A 15,705-nucleotide genomic window follows, 5' to 3' on the forward strand; every position below is an offset into this window, starting at 1 on the left:
TCAGTCCTGTTGCGGGTCGACGAATGGATTCAGCACGAACCAGTCTGCCGGGTCCAGCGTTTCATTGCCCTGCCGCAGTTCAAGATACAGCGATTCACTGCGTCCGGCCTGATCGCCGCGGGCGGCATCCGCGACGAATTGCGACCCGAATTCCTGCGCGGGTGCCTCGGCACCGCCCATCAGGCCGACGGGATCACCGGCCTTCAGGACATCGCCCACCTCTCCGAAGACCTGGGCGAGCCCCGCGAAGATCATAAGATAGCCGCGCGCGGGCTCGACAATCATCACATTGCCGTAATCCAGAAACGGTCCGCGATAGCGAATCGTCGCAGGCCAAGGCGTCTGGACCAGCGCGGCGGGGGCGGTGGCGATGACCCAGCCCGGACGCGTGACGCCGGCGGCATCGGGTTCGTCATAGGGCCGCACCACCGATCCCACGACCGGCAGGCGCAGGCTGCCTTGCGCGCTTTCGAAATCCTCCATGGGCGCGCCGACATCCTTTTCCATCTTGGCGATGCCGGTGGCGAAATCGTCCAGGGTCTGGGCGGCCTCGCGCAGGGCGCTCAGCTCCTCGGGGTCCTCGGCAAAGCGCACCGGCATGGAACTGCGGTCGGTGACGGCGCTGGACAGCAGACGGCGTGCCTCCTGAACCGAGGCAAGCCCCGATCCCAGCATGCCCGCCGCATTGGCCTGCAATTCCCGCACCGTGGCGATCTCGTCCAGATCGCCCTGCAGGGCCTCGGCCTCGGCGCGCAGGCCCGGGGTGACACCCGACAGCAGCATCGCCGACCGCGCATTGGCCAAGGCCCCCGCCGGATGCAGCAGCATCGTGCTTTCTGGGCTTTGCTGCAGGGCGGTCATCGCCCCCAGCACCTGCCCCAGCTGGTCACGCTGCGCATCGAAGCGGGCGCGCAATTCCGCCTCGCGGGCGCTGGCCTGGCGCAGGCCGTCGCGCAGGGCGGCAAGGCCCATCTCATATCCGCGGATCACCTCAGTCAGGGCGACAACCTGGTCATCGGCGGTGACCGCATCGGCCAGTTCCCCGATGGATGCCCGCAGCATGGCCGCGGCACCTTCGGCGTCGCGCACCGCCTGGTTGGCCGGGTTGATCCCGTCCTGTGCATGGGCGGGCGACATCAGCGCCATGGCGCAGGCCAGGACGGCGGCAAGGGCGCGGGGCATCATCGGGTGATCAGGCTTTCGCCGGTCATCTGCGGCGGAAGGGACAGCCCCATCAGGTCCAGGACCGTGGGCGCCAGATCGGCCAGGCGACCGGCGCGCACCGATGCGCCTGCGGGACCGCCATAGACGATCACCGGCACGGGGTTCAGCGTATGGGCCGTATGGGCATTGCCGGTTTCCGGATCGATCATCTGTTCGCAATTGCCGTGATCGGCGCAGATGACGGCGGCCCCGCCGACCTTGTCCAGCGCCTCCAGCATGCGTCCCAGACCCTGGTCCACGGCCTCGCAGGCGCGGGCGGCGGCCTGCAGGCTGCCGGTATGGCCGACCATGTCGGGGTTGGCGAAATTCACCACGATCAGGTCATAGCCCGCGCCGATCACCTCGACCAGCTTGTCGGCAACCTCGGCCGCGGCCATTTCGGGGGCCATGTCATAGGTCGCGACCTTGGGGCTTTGCGGCATGTGCCGATCCTCGCCCTCTTCGGGGGTTTCCTTGCCGCCGTTCAGGAAGAAGGTGACATGGGGGTATTTCTCGGTCTCGGCCAGGCGGAACTGGCGCAGACCCTTGCTGGCGACCCAAGCCCCAAGCGTGTTGACTACCTGCGTCTTGGGATAGGCGGTCTGCATGAAATCGGTATGGCGGCTGCTGTAATCGACCATGCCAAGTACGCCAGCCCATTCGGGACGGTCGCTGGCGTCAAAGGCGTCGAATTCGGGATCGGCCAGCGCCGACAGGATTTCCCGCGCACGGTCGGCGCGGAAGTTCAGGCAGAACAGCCCGTCCCCGTCCTGCGCGCCGTTATAGCCGTCGATGACGAAGGGCGGGATGAATTCATCGGTCTTGCCGTCGGCATAGGCGGCGACGACGGCATCCTCGGCCCTGGGAACGTCCTGCCCCCGGCCCGCGACGATCGCCCCGAAGGCGCGCTCGACCCGGTCCCAGCGGTTGTCGCGGTCCATCGCGAAATAGCGTCCGATCACGGTGCCGATCCGCGCACCCTTCGGCATCGCGCCCTGCAATTCGGTCAGATAGCCATGGGCCGAACTGGGCGCCACGTCGCGCCCGTCGGTGATGGCATGGATGACGACCGGCACGCCCGCCTCGCTGACGATCTTCACCGCCGCCAGCATGTGCTGCAGATGGCCATGCACCCCGCCATCGGACACAACGCCCATGACATGCGCCGTCCCGCCCGAGGCCTTCATGCGGTCGATGAAATCCAGCAGCGCGTCGTTCTTGCCAAAGCTGCCTTCCTCGATGGCCAGATCGATCTGGCCCAGATCCATGGCGACCACGCGCCCGGCACCGATATTGGTGTGGCCGACCTCGGAATTGCCCATCTGGCCGCGCGGCAGACCCACGTCGGGACCATAGGTCACCAGCGTGGCGTTGGGACAATCGCGCATCAGACGGTCGAAGTTCGGCGTCGCGGCCTGGTCGGGTGCGCTCTGCTCGGGGCGGTCGGACAGGCCCCAACCATCCAGAATGCACAGGATCACGGGTTTGGTCATGATTGCCTCGCGGTTTTCCCCCTCATACGCGGGCGAAGGCGGGACGGCAACCAGAGGCGGTTGGCATCAGGCACGGTGATAAGGCGATCCCGACAGGATGGTGGCAGCCCGGTACAACTGTTCGGCCAGCATGACGCGCACCAGCATATGCGGCCAGACCATGCGCCCGAAGCTGATCGACCAATCGGCACGCGCCCGCAGATCGGGGTCCAGCCCGTCCGCACCGCCGATGACAAAGCACACGTCGCGGGCACTGTCGCGCCACCCCGCGATGCGGGCCGCAAAATCGGGCGACAGGGGCTGATCGCCGCGTTCGTCCATCATCACCAGCGCGGCCCCCGCAGGCAGAGCACGGCTCAGCAATTCGGCCTCGGCTTTCATGCCTAGACCGCGCTTGTCCTCGACCTCGACGACGGAAACGGCCGGCAGCCCAAGGCTGCGGCCGGTTTTCGCGAAGCGGTCAAGATAATCGGCGATCAGCGCCGCCTCGGGGCCCTTGCGAAGCCGCCCGACGGCGGCGATGTCGATCCGCATCGGCTCGCCTTACGGCTGGTGGTGATGGTCGTCACGCACGCGGGACAGCGCGTCCGCAGGCATCCACATCTTCTCCAGCTGATAGAAATCACGGACCTCGGGGCGGAAGACATGGACGATCACATCGTCGGTGTCGATCAGCACCCAGTCGCCAGCTTCCTTGCCTTCGATGCGCGGGCTGCGGCCCGTGGCATGCTTGACGCGTTCGGCCAGCTTTTCCGCGATGGCACCCACCTGCCGGCTGCTGCGCCCCGAGGCGATCACCATGTGATCGGCCATGGCCGAGCGGCCCCGCAGATCGATGCTGACGACCTCTTCGGCCTTGTCATCATCCAGCGAAGTCATAACAAGCGAAAGAACCTGGTCGCTGGTCAGCGAGCCTTTCGCAGCGGTCGTGGCCGGCCCTTGGGTCGACGGGACGTCTTGTGACAGGGTTATATCCTCCGGTCAGCGCGCCGATGACCCCCGGCGCAGGGGTCCCTTCAACATAGCATCTTTTCGCCCCATCTCAATCGCTGGCGGGCTTTTCCTTTCGGCAATCTTCCTGACACGCCCCGCAGGGCGCAGCGCGGGCCTTGCCAGCAAGGCGCCGAATGCCTAATCTTGCGGAATGATGCGTTTCTTCGACATTCATGATCGTGCGCGACTGCCGCAGCGATTCTATGGCGAAACGCTCTGCGTGACCGCGCGGGGCTGATCGGCCCGCGGGACATCCCTGTCCCGCCGCTTGTCCATGCCCGCACCCTGCATCACAGCCGAAAGACATCAGCCATGACCATTCCCGCAGCCGCCGCGCCGCGCACGCTTTATGACAAGATTTGGGACGCCCATGTCGTCGAACGCCAAGACGACGGCACCTGTCTTCTGTATATCGACCGCCACTTGGTCCACGAAGTGACCAGCCCGCAGGCCTTCGAGGGTCTGCGCATGACCGGCCGCACGGTCCGCGCCCCCGAACGCACCATCGCGGTGCCCGATCACAACGTGCCCACCACGCTGGACCGCCAGACCGGGATCGAGAACCCCGAATCCCGCATCCAGGTCGATGCGCTGGACAAGAACGCCCGCGAGTTCGGCGTGAACTATTACCCGGTAAACGACATCCGCCAAGGCATCGTGCATATCGTCGGCCCCGAACAGGGCTGGACCCTGCCCGGCATGACCGTCGTCTGCGGCGACAGTCATACGGCAACACACGGCGCCTTCGGCGCGCTGGCCCACGGCATCGGCACGTCCGAAGTCGAACATGTGCTGGCCACCCAGACCCTGATCCAGGGCAAATCGAAGAACATGAAGGTAGAAATCACCGGCCGCATCGCGCCCGGCGTCACCGCCAAGGACATCGTCTTGCGCATCATCGCCGAAACCGGCACGGCGGGCGGCACCGGCCATGTCATCGAATATTGCGGCGAAGCGATCCGCAACCTGTCGATGGAAGGCCGCATGACCATCTGCAACATGGCGATCGAGGGTGGCGCCCGCGCAGGCCTGATTGCGCCGGATGAGACCACCTTCGCCTATGTCAAGGGACGCGCCCACGCCCCGAAAGGCGCCCAATGGGAGGCCGCCATCGCCTGGTGGAAGACGCTGTTTTCCGACGAAGGCGCGCATTTCGACAAGGTGCTGACCATTCGCGGCGAGGACATCGCCCCCACTGTCACCTGGGGCACCAGCCCCGAGGACGCGCTGCCCATCACCGCATCGGTCCCCGCCCCCGAAAGCTTCACCGGCGGCAAGGTCGAGGCCGCGCGCCGGTCCTTGGACTACATGGCGCTGACCGCCGGCACGCCGCTGACCGACATCGCCATCGACGCCGTCTTCATCGGCAGCTGCACCAATGGCCGGATCGAGGATCTGCGCGCCGCCGCCGAAATCCTGCAGGGCCGCAAGCTGGCGCCGGGCGTGCGCGGCATGGTCGTGCCCGGATCGGGCCTTGTCCGCGCCCAAGCCGAGGAAGAGGGCCTAGACGTCATCTTCACCGACGCCGGTTTCGAATGGCGCCTTGCGGGCTGTTCCATGTGTCTGGGCATGAATCCCGACCAGCTGGCGCCGGGCGAACGCTGCGCGGCCACCAGCAACCGCAATTTCGAAGGTCGCCAAGGCTACAAGGGGCGCACCCATCTGATGTCGCCCGCCATGGCCGCCGCCGCCGGTGTCTGCGGGCACCTTGTCGACATCCGCGAATTCGCCAACGAACCCGCATAAGGACGCCCATCATGGATAAGTTCACCACCCTGACGGGCATCGCGGCCCCCATGCCGCTGGTCAATGTCGACACGGACATGATCATCCCCAAGCAGTTCCTGAAGACCATCAAGCGGTCGGGCCTTGGGGTGAACCTGTTCGACGAGATGCGCTATGACCGTGACGGCAACGAGATCCCCGATTTCGTCCTGAACCAACCTGCCTATCGCGATGCGGAGATCCTGATTGCGGGCGACAATTTCGGCTGCGGGTCGTCGCGCGAACACGCCCCTTGGGCACTGCTGGATTTCGGCATCCGCTGCGTCATCTCGACCAGCTTTGCCGACATCTTTTTCAACAACTGCTTCAAGAACGGCATCCTGCCCGTCGCCCTGCCCCAGGACGCCGTCGACGCCCTGATGGCGGATGCGGGCAAGGGCGCGAATGCCCGCGTCACCGTCGATCTGGAAAGCCAGACCGTCACCAGCCCCGACGGCACGGTCTATCACTTCGAGGTCGATGCCTTCCGCAAGCATTGCCTGCTGAACGGGTTGGACGATATCGGGCTGACGATGGAAAAGGCCGCCGCCATCGACACCTTCGAAGACCAGATGGCGCAGGCGCGCCCTTGGATCTGAGGATCGCCGCGGCGCTGTGCCTGCTGGGCTTGCCCGCGCAGGCGGACACGTTGCGTCTTGCCACATGGGACCCGGGCCTTTCGCGAAAGGGCCCGGGTCTTTTGCTGCGCGACATCACCAAGGGCGATCCGCAGGTCCTGGCCGCGGCGCAGGTGATCGCGGCGACCGCCCCCGACGTGATCCTGCTGACCGCGTTCGACTGGGATTTGGAAGGTCGCGCCCTGGCGGCTTTTCAGGCTGTTCTGGCCGATCAGGGCCATCCCATGCCCCATGCCTTTGCCGCCTTGGGCAATCGCGGCATGCAAGTGGGCCGGGATCTGGACGGCGACGGACGCATGGGACGGCCGCGCGATGCGCAGGGCTATGGCGATTTCACCGGCGGCGCGGGACTGGCGATCCTGTCGCGACTGCCCATCGGGGATGTCGCGGATCACACGGCGACGCTCTGGCGGGACATGCCGGGCAACCGGATGCCCGAGGGCGGTCAGGCGGATGTCCAGCGGCTGTCATCGTCGTCGCATTGGGATGTGCAGGTCGGGCCGCTGCATCTGCTGGCGATGGCCGCAACGCCCCCCGCCTTCGAGCCGCGCAACATCGCCCGCAACCACGATGAGGCTGCCTTCTGGCTGGATCACCTGCCCAACGCACCCTTTGCCATCATCGGCAACCTGAATGTCGATCCGCAGGACGGCGATGGCGACGCCGCTGCACTGCGCGCGCTGCAGAAGGTCACGCAGGACAGGCAGCCGCGCGGGACCTGGCAGCCGCCTCAGGACGGCCCGAATGCCGGGCAGAAGGGCGACCCGGCGCTGGATACAGCCAAATACGACCGTGACCCCGGCAACCTGCGGCTGGATTACATCCTGCCCGCGCAGGGCCTGACGGTCACCAGTTCGGGCGTCGTCTGGCCCGCCCCGGACGATCCGCTGGCCGAGGCGGTCGACACCGCCTCGCACCGTCGCCTTGTCTGGCTGGATCTAGACCTGGAATGAGGCGATGGCCCCCCAGGCCTTGTCCAGATCCGCCGCCGTCACGCAATAGGGCGGCATGACGTAGACGGTGTTCCCCAAGGGTCGCAGCAGCACCCCCTGGTCGATGGCATGGGCGCGCAGGCGGGGCCCGACCTCGGACAGATAGCCGCCTTCGGGGACCTTCAGGTCGATCGCGGCGATGGTGCCGCATTGGCGCGGGTTTTCGAACCGGGGATCTTCAGCCAAGCCCGCCAGCCGTTCGCCCTGCATGGTCTCCAGCGCGTCCAGACGATCCTGCATCGGGCTGGCCTGCCACAGCCGCACCTGCGCCAGCGCCGCCGCACAGGCAATCGGGTTCGCGGTATAGCTGGAGGAGTGATAGAAGGTCCGCCGCCGGTCCGTCGAATGATGTGCCCGGAACACGCGACCGCTGGCCAAGGTCGCCGCCAGCGGGATCACACCCCCGGTCAGCCCCTTGGAGGTGCACATGATGTCGGGGCTGATCCCCGTATGGTCACAGGCCCAGAGCCGCCCCGTGCGACCCCATCCTGTCATCACCTCATCTACGATCATCAGCACGTCATGGCGGTCGCAGATCGCCCGCAGCCCTGCCAGCACATCGGCGGAATAGACCCGCATGCCGCCCGCGCCCAGGATCAGCGGTTCCAGGATCAGCGCGGCCATCTTGCCGGTCGCGGCCAGTGTTTCAAAGGCGTCCAGCGTGTTCGACCTGTCGCCCACGGGGAATGGCAGGCGGTCCACGCCGAACATCAGCGGGTCGTAGGCGGCGTTGAAGACGCCACGCTCGCCCACGCTCATCGTGCCGATGGTGTCGCCGTGATAGCTGTCCTCGATGACGGCGATGCGGTTGCGGCCGTCGCCTTCGTGTTTCCAATAGCCAAGCGCCATCTTCAGCGCGACCTCGACCGCGGTCGAACCGCTGTCGCTGAAGAAGACGTGATCCAACCCCGCGGGCGCCATGCCGACCAGCGCGCTGGCCAGATCCTCGGCTGGCTGATGGGTCAGGCCGGCGAAAATGACCTGGTCCAGATGCCCCGCCGTGTCGCAGATCGCCTGCACGATCTGGGGCTGGTTGTGGCCATGCGTGACCACCCACCAGCTGCTGACTGCATCCAGCAGCGGCCCGCGATCTGTCCGGATATAGGCACCTTCGGTGCTGATCGCGCGGACCGGATCGGGTTCGGTGGCATGCTGGAAGAACGGGTGCCAGACGGCGCTTGTCATGCGAAATCCTTCGGATCGAAATGTTCGGTCATGGCGGCGGACAGGCTGGCGCGGTCCAGAACCGGCAGCACCGGCAGGCGGCCCAGCACCTTGACCTGGCCGATCTGGCCGATCGTCGCCATGTTGTCGGCATTGTCATCGCCCACGAAGGCCACGCCCAGCACGGGAACCTTGCGGGCGCGCAGGCTCTCCAGCGCCGAAAGGCTGTGGCTGATGGTGCCAAGCCCCGTCGAGGCGACCAGCACCACCGGCAGCTGCCACGTCGCGAACAGATCGGCAAACAGCATCCGCCGCGTGATCGGCACCAGAGCCCCGCCCGCCCCTTCAATGACCAGGCGGTCCGCATCGGGCGGCGTCAGGCGGCTGGCGTCGATATCCACACCGTCCAGTTCGGCGGCGCGATGGGGCGACAGGGGCTGGGCCAGCATATAGGCCTCGGGGTGGGTGCGGGCGCCTGACAGGCGCGCAACCTCGGCACGGTCGCTGTCGGGCGATGGTTCCGCGTCGGCGCGCGGATCAAGATTGGGCAGGTTTCCGGCCAGGCCCGATTGCAGGGGCTTCCAGTAATCCGCGCCGATCAATCCACAAAGACCGGCCGAGAACACCGTCTTGCCGACATCGGTGCCGGTGCTGGTGATCACGATTCGGGCCATAATTCCTCCAGCGTTTCCGCCAGTCGGATCACGTCATCCGTGCTGGCATTCAGGTTCAGCGACACGCGCAGGCGCGACGTGCCCTGCGGCACGGTCGGGGGTCGGATGCCGCGTACATCGAAACCGCGTGCCTGCACTGCCTGCGCCAGCTCCATTGTGGGCGCATTGCCCCCCACGATCAGCGGCACGATCTGGCTGCCGCTGACCGGCACCTGCGGCAGGCGCTGCGCCATCTGCGCGCCAAACAGGTCCACATGCGCCTGCAGCGCCGCCTGACGCCAAGGTTCGTTGCGCAGCACGGCCAGCGCTTCGGCGCCGACCGCCGCCATCAGGGGTGACGGCGCGGTGGCAAAAATGAAGGGCCGGCAGCGGTTGATCAGGAAGTCGATCAGAACCCGCGACCCGCAGATCAGCGCACCCGAGCCGCCCAGGGCCTTGCCGAGCGTATGCAGGGTCACGACATTGTCGCGCCCTTCCAGGTGATGGGCCAGACCGCGCCCTTGCGGACCATAGACGCCGGTGGCATGTGCCTCGTCCACCATCAGGAAGCCGTGGCGGTCGGCCAGCGTCATCAGGTCGTCCAAGGGCGCAACATCGCCGTCCATGCTGTAGAGGCTCTCGACCGTGATCCAGACGGCGCCGGTATTGCCCGCCGCCCGCCAGTCGTCGATCACGTCGGCGGCATGGCCGACATCGCCGTGCCTGAACTGCGCCACCTGCGCGCGCCCCGCCCGTGCGCCTTCATGGGTGCTGGCATGGGACAGCGCGTCCATCAGCAACAAATCGCCACGCTGCGGAAGGGTGGTCAGGACGGCAAAATTCGCGACATAGCCGCCGCCGAAACCCAAGGCCGCCTCGGCGCCAAAAAAGCGGGCCGCCGCGTCTTCGAATTCCTGCTGGGGGTCGGTGTTGCCGCGCAACAGCCGCGATCCGGCCGCGCCCACGGGAACGCCCTGATCCAACGCCCTGCGTGCGGCCTGCACCAGCCGGTCGGATTGCGCCAGCCCGATGTAATCGTTCGAGGAAAAATCGATCCCGCGACGCGGGGCCAATCCCCGCAATCGCGCGTCGGTGGCCAGACCCTCAAGGTCGCGCCGATAGCTTGCCAATCGGTCCAAGATGCCCTGCCCCATCATTCTTGCCTCGCTTTGCCGGGGTCCGGGGGGCGACCCCCGGCATCCCTCAGCGCAGGATCGGGATGGCGGGATCGCGCGGGGCCGCGGCCTCGGCGACAGGTTCGGGCAGGTGTTCATGGGCGCGCATCGGCTCAAGACCCAGCTTGGCGAACAGCACCATGTCGGTCTCTTCCTCGGGGTTGTCCTTGGTCAGAAGCGTGTCGCCCACGAAGATCGAGTTCGCCCCCGCAAAGAAGCACATCGCCTGCATCTCATCGGACATCGCGGTGCGCCCTGCCGACAGGCGGACATGGCTGGTCGGCATCATGATGCGGGCCGTGGCGATGGTGCGAACAAAGTCGATCGGATCGACGGGGGCGGCGTTTTCCATCGGCGTGCCTTCGACGGGGATCAGCATGTTGATCGGCACGCTGTCGGGCGCCTCGGCCAGGTTGGCCAGCGTCACCAGCATGTCGACGCGGTCCTGCTGACCCTCGCCCAGGCCCAGGATGCCGCCCGAACAGACCTTCATGCCGCTGGCGCGGACATTGGCCAAGGTCTCCATCCGGTCGGCGAAGGTCCGCGTCGTGATGACGTTGCCGTAATGCGCCTCGGATGTGTCGATGTTGTGGTTGTAGTAATCCAGCCCCGCTTCGGCCAGCTGCCTGGACTGGTCGCCGTCCAGCATGCCAAGCGTCATGCAGGTTTCCATACCAAGTGCCTTAACGCCTTCGATCATCGCCACGATCTGCGGCATGTCGCGCTGCTTGGGGCTGCGCCAAGCGGCACCCATGCAATAACGGGTCGCGCCTGCATCGCGGGCGCGGCGCGCTTCGGCCAGCACGCGCTCGACCTCCAGCAGCTTGGAGGCCGACAGGCCCGATGCATGGCGGGCCGACTGGCTGCAATAGGAACAATCCTCGGGGCAGCCGCCGGTCTTGATCGACAGAAGGCGGCTCATCTGGATGCGGTTCGGATCGAAATGCTTGCGGTGAACGGTCTGGGCCTCGAACAGCAGATCCATCAGCGGCTGGTCAAAGACGCGGCGGGCCTCGTCGGCGGTCCAGATCTTGCGGCGGTTTTCGGTATTCGGATCGCTGTGCAGCATGGCTGTCCCCTTGGCGTGCATGCCGTTCCCTAGCATTCCGCATCCCGCCTGTCCAATGGCAGGCTCAGTACCGTTCGCGGTCGCGCCACTGCCTTTCCTTGTGCCCCAGACCCAGCAGGGCCTCGGCGCGGCCGAACTCGGTCGCGGCCACCTTGCGGGCGGCCTCGAAGCGGGGCTGCAGCTGCTGCATCTCGCGGTCGGCATGACGCAATTCGCGCGCGGCGCGACCGGCCTGGGCATTCGCGGCGCGGGCCTCGGGGATGGTCAGCGGGGCGACGCTGGCATAGCTTTGCGCCAGCGAATTGCGCAGGGCCTCGGCATGCTGATGCGCCGCGGTCATATGCGCCGCGAAGGCCGCAAAGGATTTCAGCTGGCGTTCGGCGCGGATGCGCGCCAGGGCCTCCAGCTGGGCCAGTTGCTTGATCCTGTCTACCACCCTGCCCTCGCTTTCTGACGCATCTTCTCGGCAAATCTGATGGCCGCGGCGACGGCGGCGAAATGATCGTGGCCGATCTCGTGGCCGATCTTGACCTGCGCGTGGATCGCGCGGGCGCAGGAGGGGTCGGACCAGATCGGCACCGCATGTTCGCGCGCCTTGGCGCGGATCCGGGCCGCGACCTCGTCGGTCCCCTTGGCCACGCAGACCGGGGCGCGGCCCGATCCGCGCTTCCATTGCAGCGCGACGGCGTAATGGGTCGGGTTCACGATCACCACATCTGCCTTGCCCACGTCGGTCAGCATCTGCTGCATCGCAATATCGACAGCGCGCTGGCGGCGGGCCGCCTTCAGATGCGGGTCGCCCTCGGATTCCTTGTATTCATCCTGCATTTCCTTGCGGCTCATGCGGTTCTTGCGGCGATGGTCGAACCATTTCCACAAGATGTCGGGCACCGTGAACAGGATCGACACGATCAGCGCCAGGATCAGAACCTGTCCCATGATCGCGCCAAGGGCGGTGGTCCATTGCGCGCCCGACAGGGCACTGCCGGCGATCCGGTCCAGCAGGCTGGCGAACAGGAACCATCCCCCCGCACAGACCAGCCCCGCCTTTCCCAGAGAGATGCCGAAGGTCACCATGCCGTTCGCCCCGAATTTCTGGCCCACATTTTTCATCGGGTTGATCCGCTTGAAGTCGGGGGCCAGTTTCTCGGGCGAAAAGATCAGTCCCCGCGTGGCGACCAGCCCCAGCAGGATCGCCGCCACCAGCAACGCGGCCAGCCCCACCGCGGCCACCGCCGCATAGGCTGACATGTCGCGCGCCGTCGCCGCGACATCATCGGGCCAATCCTCGGACCCCAAGGCGCGGCTGGCCATGGCCAGCCATTGGCGGACCGCCAGCCCCGCCGCCATCGAAAAGGCCAGGAAAGCACCCAGATACATGGTCGCGGCATTCAGCTCGGTCGATCGCGGGATGTCGCCCTTTTCGCGGGCCTGGGTCAGCTTCTGTTCGCTGGCCTCGAACTGCTTGTCATCGCTGTCCTCGCTCATGGTGCCACCGGCAGCATGAAGGACAGGACCGCATCGGCCCACAGCCCGATCAGCATCGGGGACAGGATGGCCAGTCCCATCAGCGCCAGAAAGATCGCGGCAGGCGCTCCGATGAAGACCACCGGCAGCGCCGGCATGACCCGGTTGATGACGCCGGTCAGCGCCTGAAACAGGAAGCCGCCCAGCGTGAATGGCGCCGCCAGCATCATCGCCAGCAGAAAGCTGTCGGCCACCACGCCGACGATCCCCGTGGCAAGCATTTCGGCGTCAGGCCATTGCGCGGGCGGCCAGATCCGCAGGCTGTCGGCAATCAGGTCAATCAGCATGGCCGGTAACCCCAGTGCCATCAGGATCGCGATGCCCGCCAGATGCAGCATGTTGCCGATGGGATGGGGGGCGGCCTCGTTCTGGATGCCCATGATCTGGGACAGCGACGCCGTCGCCGCAATGGCCGTGGTGGCGATGTCGATGGCCAGCGCCATCAGCCGCAGCATCGTGCCGGTGGCAAAGCCCAGCAGGATTTCGGGGGTGATCTGGGCGACCAGGCCCATGGGTTCGTCGGGGATGGTGGCCAGGGGAACCAGACCGCCCAACAGGGGCGTGATGGCCAGCGCGATGGCAACCTTGACGCGGGCCTGGATGACCCGCTCGCCCAGGCCCGGCAGGATCAGCACGCAGGCCTGGACACGGGCATAGACCAGCACCAGCGACCAATCCAGACCCGGAAAGATCGCCTGCAGCTGCTGCCACATCACGCGGCCTCGATCGTGCCAAGCAGCCTCAGTTCGGCGGCGGGATCGACCTCTTCCAGGCCCAGCACCGGAACGGACATGCCGTTCGCGCCCAGAACCGCGCGGATCATCCGGCGCCGGTGGTCGGGGGCCACGATGACGGTCCGCGCCACGGGTTCGGCCAGCGACACCGCCTTGCGCGCGGCTTCCAGAAGGCGCTTGGACAGGTCCGGCGTCATCGCGCCACCGCCCGCACGCCCGGTTTCGGCATCGGCGCGGACGAACTCGGCCTCCCATGCGGGGTGCAGCTGCAGGGCTGCGATGCGGCCGGCGTCGTCGGAATATTGCTGGGTGATCTGGCCGCGCAGGCGTTTGCGGACCAGTTCATAAATCATCTCGGGGGATTCGACGTTGCGGAATTCGCAGATGGCATCGACGATCAGCGGCAGGTTGCGGATCGAGATGCGCTCCTCCAGCAGCGCCCGCAGGATCGCCAGCAGGGTTTCGGGCGTGACCTTTTCGGGGATCATGCTGTCGAAATACTTGCGGTTGCGTTCGGCACGATTGGTGTCGGACAGCGTCTTCAGTTCCTCGATCTGGCGCTGCATGGCACCAAGGGTCAAAAGCGCCGGTAGGTTGGATTTCACGACTTCCATCAGATGGGTCGAGAGAACCTCCATCGGGGTGACGACGGTGGCGCCCATGACCGAGGCGTCGTCCTGATCGTCCGGCGCGATCCATCGGGCGGGGCTGGAATAGACAGGTTCGCGCACGCTGGTGCCGCGCAGTTCGGACAGAACTGCATCGGGCCCCAGCGCCAGAACCTGCGACGGGTGCAGCGTGCCGCGCCCCCGCACGACGCCCTGGATGCGGATCTGGTAATCGCCGGGTGGCAGATCGTCGGTATCGGTGATTCGCACATCGGGCAGCACCATGCCGAAGCTGCGCGCGATATGGATGCGCAGATTGCCGATCCGGCTGCCCAGACCGCGCGCTTGATCCAGCGCGACCAGGATCAGGTCGGACCCGATCTCGACGCTGACATCATCGGTGTCCAGCACGTCGCCGATGCGGGCCGCGGGGGCGGGATCGGCGGCAGGTGCATCCGCCATGTCGGCGGGCTTCTCGGCCCTGTTCGCGATGCGCCACGCCATGAAGGCCAGAGCCAGCGCGATGCCCATGAACAGCATCTGCGGCATACCCGGCACGAAGGAGATCACCACCATCGCGGCGGCGACCATTGCGGCGGGCTGCCAGCTGCGGGTGAATTCGGCCGACAGCAGGTCGGCGGTCGTGTCCGTCGCGCCCCCGCGCGACAGCAGCAGCGCCGCCGCCATCGAGGTGATCAACGCCGGAATCTGGCTGACCAGCCCGTCGCCGATCGTCAGGTGGGAATAGGTCGATGCCGCCTCGGCCAAGGGCATGCCGTGGACGACGATGCCGACGGTCAGGCCGATCATCAGGTTGATCAGCGTGATGACGATGCCCGCGACCGCGTCGCCCTTGACGAATTTCGAGGCCCCGTCCAGCGAACCGAAAAAGCTGATCTCGGTCTGTTCGCGGATGCGGCGGCGCTTGGCTTCGTGGTGGTCGATGGCGCCCGCGTTCAGGTCGCCGTCGATGGCCAGCTGCTTGCCCGGCAGCGAATCCAGCGCGAAACGGGCAGCGACCTCGGCCATGCGCCCCGAACCCTTGGTGATGACCATGAAGTTCACGACCGAGATCACCGCAAAGACCGTGATCCCCACCAGGATCGACCCGCCCGCCACAAAATCGGCAAAGCCGTTGATCACATGGCCCGCGGCCTCCTTGCCGTTCTGCCCCTCGGTCAGGATCAGGCGGGTAGAGGATACGTTCAGCGACAAACGGATGACCAGGCTGACCAGCAGCAGCACCGGGAAGGCTTGAAAATCCGTGGGTTTGTCCACCAGCGACGCCATGACCAGCACTAGGGTGGCCATGGCGATCGACACCGCGATGCCGAAATCCAGCACCCCCGCAGGCAGGGGGATCACCAGAGAGATCACCACCAGCACCAGCCCCCCGGTGATCAGCAGCGGCGCATCGACGATCTTGCGGGATTTCGCGATGGTCATCGGGCTGGCTCCTTGGCGGGTCGCAGAAGATCGTCAAGCGTCCAGGGGGTGTCGTTCAGCAGGCCGATGCGGCGCAGATAGGCGATGGCGCTGATCCGGTCGGCGCTGTCCATCTGCATCAGGGTGACGCGGTAATCGCGCGGCAGGCCCTGCCCCGACAGCAGCCAACCATTCGCATCGGCGGCGAATTCCTCGAAACCCGCAGGGGCGGCTGCAAGTGACGCCGCCAGCATGATCACGCCCATG

Annotated in this window: 16 protein-coding genes; 3 read left to right on the forward strand and 13 right to left on the reverse strand. The window is 66.5% G+C overall.

From position 1 onward, the window contains the following. From DKT70_RS07235 to rsfS, 4 genes are all read right to left on the reverse strand, one after another. Positions 1 to 1,185, reverse strand: a complete 1,185-nt coding sequence (locus tag DKT70_RS07235) for a murein hydrolase activator EnvC family protein (protein WP_111558510.1) — start codon at positions 1,183 to 1,185, stop codon at positions 1 to 3. Then, entirely contained in the window at positions 1,182 to 2,696 is a 1,515-nt protein-coding gene (gpmI, locus tag DKT70_RS07240) for a 2,3-bisphosphoglycerate-independent phosphoglycerate mutase (RefSeq protein ID WP_111558511.1), read from the reverse strand. Before gpmI ends, DKT70_RS07235 begins: the two co-directional genes overlap by 4 nt. A gap of 66 nt (positions 2,697 to 2,762) precedes the next feature. After that, on the reverse strand, positions 2,763 to 3,230 hold the full coding sequence (gene rlmH / locus DKT70_RS07245; protein ID WP_111558512.1) for a 23S rRNA (pseudouridine(1915)-N(3))-methyltransferase RlmH: 468 nt from the start codon (positions 3,228 to 3,230) through the stop codon (positions 2,763 to 2,765). Positions 3,231 to 3,239: 9 nt separating this feature from the next. Beyond that, complete coding sequence (rsfS, locus tag DKT70_RS07250) at positions 3,240 to 3,575, reverse strand: ribosome silencing factor (RefSeq protein WP_072295686.1); 336 nt, start codon at positions 3,573 to 3,575, stop codon at positions 3,240 to 3,242. A gap of 426 nt (positions 3,576 to 4,001) precedes the next feature. On the opposite strand from rsfS, the gene leuC reads away from it, so the two are divergent. From leuC to DKT70_RS07265, 3 genes are read left to right on the forward strand one after another with little or no spacing between them, the layout of a single operon-like run. Next, positions 4,002 to 5,435, forward strand: a complete 1,434-nt coding sequence (gene leuC, locus DKT70_RS07255; RefSeq protein WP_111558513.1) for a 3-isopropylmalate dehydratase large subunit — start codon at positions 4,002 to 4,004, stop codon at positions 5,433 to 5,435. Between the two features lie 11 nt (positions 5,436 to 5,446). Then, positions 5,447 to 6,052 (forward strand): 3-isopropylmalate dehydratase small subunit, encoded by a 606-nt coding sequence (gene leuD / locus DKT70_RS07260; protein ID WP_111558514.1) that lies wholly within the window; start codon positions 5,447 to 5,449, stop codon positions 6,050 to 6,052. Then, positions 6,043 to 7,044 carry an endonuclease/exonuclease/phosphatase family protein gene (locus DKT70_RS07265; RefSeq protein ID WP_233490463.1) on the forward strand — a complete coding sequence of 334 codons (1,002 nt, stop codon included), beginning with the start codon at positions 6,043 to 6,045 and terminating at the stop codon, positions 7,042 to 7,044. The genes leuD and DKT70_RS07265 overlap by 10 nt, the downstream gene beginning before the upstream one ends. Here the strand turns inward: DKT70_RS07265 and DKT70_RS07270 are convergent. The 9 genes from DKT70_RS07270 to DKT70_RS07310 form a co-directional block, all read right to left on the reverse strand. Then, entirely contained in the window at positions 7,030 to 8,268 is a 1,239-nt protein-coding gene (locus tag DKT70_RS07270; protein ID WP_111558515.1) for an adenosylmethionine--8-amino-7-oxononanoate transaminase, read from the reverse strand. The two genes, DKT70_RS07265 and DKT70_RS07270, sit on opposite strands and share 15 nt — an antisense overlap. Continuing rightward, positions 8,265 to 8,921 carry a dethiobiotin synthase gene (bioD, locus tag DKT70_RS07275; protein ID WP_111558516.1) on the reverse strand — a complete coding sequence of 219 codons (657 nt, stop codon included), beginning with the start codon at positions 8,919 to 8,921 and terminating at the stop codon, positions 8,265 to 8,267. Before bioD ends, DKT70_RS07270 begins: the two co-directional genes overlap by 4 nt. After that, entirely contained in the window at positions 8,906 to 10,054 is a 1,149-nt protein-coding gene (locus DKT70_RS07280; RefSeq protein ID WP_199559545.1) for an 8-amino-7-oxononanoate synthase, read from the reverse strand. The genes bioD and DKT70_RS07280 overlap by 16 nt, the downstream gene beginning before the upstream one ends. Before the next feature lie 49 nt (positions 10,055 to 10,103). Further along, positions 10,104 to 11,144 (reverse strand): biotin synthase BioB, encoded by a 1,041-nt coding sequence (gene bioB, locus DKT70_RS07285; protein ID WP_111558518.1) that lies wholly within the window; start codon positions 11,142 to 11,144, stop codon positions 10,104 to 10,106. A 64-nt stretch (positions 11,145 to 11,208) separates the two neighbouring features. Further along, positions 11,209 to 11,580, reverse strand: coding sequence for a hypothetical protein (locus DKT70_RS07290; protein WP_072295681.1), 372 nt, complete (start codon positions 11,578 to 11,580; stop codon positions 11,209 to 11,211). After that, positions 11,574 to 12,632 (reverse strand): flagellar type III secretion system protein FlhB, encoded by a 1,059-nt coding sequence (gene flhB, locus DKT70_RS07295; RefSeq protein WP_111558519.1) that lies wholly within the window; start codon positions 12,630 to 12,632, stop codon positions 11,574 to 11,576. Before flhB ends, DKT70_RS07290 begins: the two co-directional genes overlap by 7 nt. Next, complete coding sequence (locus tag DKT70_RS07300) at positions 12,629 to 13,384, reverse strand: flagellar biosynthetic protein FliR (RefSeq protein WP_111558520.1); 756 nt, start codon at positions 13,382 to 13,384, stop codon at positions 12,629 to 12,631. The genes flhB and DKT70_RS07300 overlap by 4 nt, the downstream gene beginning before the upstream one ends. Next, positions 13,384 to 15,459, reverse strand: a complete 2,076-nt coding sequence (locus DKT70_RS07305) for a flagellar biosynthesis protein FlhA (RefSeq protein WP_111558521.1) — start codon at positions 15,457 to 15,459, stop codon at positions 13,384 to 13,386. The genes DKT70_RS07300 and DKT70_RS07305 overlap by 1 nt, the downstream gene beginning before the upstream one ends. After that, the gene (locus DKT70_RS07310; RefSeq protein ID WP_233490464.1) at positions 15,456 to 15,704 is read right to left on the reverse strand and encodes a hypothetical protein; all 249 of its coding nucleotides are present in this window, start codon (positions 15,702 to 15,704) and stop codon (positions 15,456 to 15,458) included. Before DKT70_RS07310 ends, DKT70_RS07305 begins: the two co-directional genes overlap by 4 nt. Between the last annotated feature and the right edge of the window lies 1 nt (position 15,705).

This window comes from Paracoccus sediminilitoris (assembly GCF_003259195.1).
GTDB lineage: Bacteria > Pseudomonadota > Alphaproteobacteria > Rhodobacterales > Rhodobacteraceae > Paracoccus > Paracoccus sediminilitoris.